Origin of the sequence: Streptomyces sp. SID486, assembly GCF_009865385.1 — a bacterium.
Lineage (GTDB): Bacteria > Actinomycetota > Actinomycetes > Streptomycetales > Streptomycetaceae > Streptomyces.
Genome location: NZ_WWJT01000043.1, coordinates 1 through 523, shown reverse-complemented (window position 1 = coordinate 523; position 523 = coordinate 1). Strand labels below are relative to the sequence as shown.

Genomic DNA, 523 nt, shown 5'->3' with positions numbered 1-523 from the left:
CCGGACCCGACGCGGGGCTGGGCGGCCGGGGCGGTGGTCCCGGCAGCGGGCGGCGGCGCCCCCGCCCCGGTGAGGGGTTCCAGCGGGCGGGCGCTGCCGTCGTCGGGCGCGGACGGCCCGGTCGCGCCGGCGCCGGAGGGCGTGGCACCGCCGTTCATCACCCGGGCGAGCCACAGGACGTCGAGGATCTCGGGACCACCGAGGTCGTACCCCATGTCGTCCAGGGCCCGGCGCAGCCGCTCGATCATGAGGGAAACGCTTCGTCCAACCGGTGCATGACCGCCGTCAGCAGTTCCTCGCGGGTGAGGTCGGCGCCGGTGACCCGCAGGTGCACCGCGGCGAGCAGCTGGTCGGTGGCGAGGCTCTGCACCGCGGCCCGGCTGAGGAAGGCGCCGATGAGGTCGTCGGCCTGGGCGAGCGCCTCCTCGCCCAGGTTCTGACGCACGATGTCGCGCAGCTTCGCCTCGTCCGGGTCGCGCAGATCGAGCCGTACGCAGCGGCGCAGGAAGGCGGGCGGGAACTC

Annotated in this window: 2 pseudogenes; both read right to left on the bottom strand. The window is 75.7% G+C overall.

Annotated elements, in window-relative coordinates:
• Positions 1–248 (bottom strand): annotated as a pseudogene (locus GT045_RS01975) (hypothetical protein); the annotation flags it as partial.
• Positions 245–523: pseudogene (locus GT045_RS01970) on the bottom strand (MoxR family ATPase); the annotation flags it as partial. The pseudogenes GT045_RS01970 and GT045_RS01975, both read right to left, overlap by 4 nt.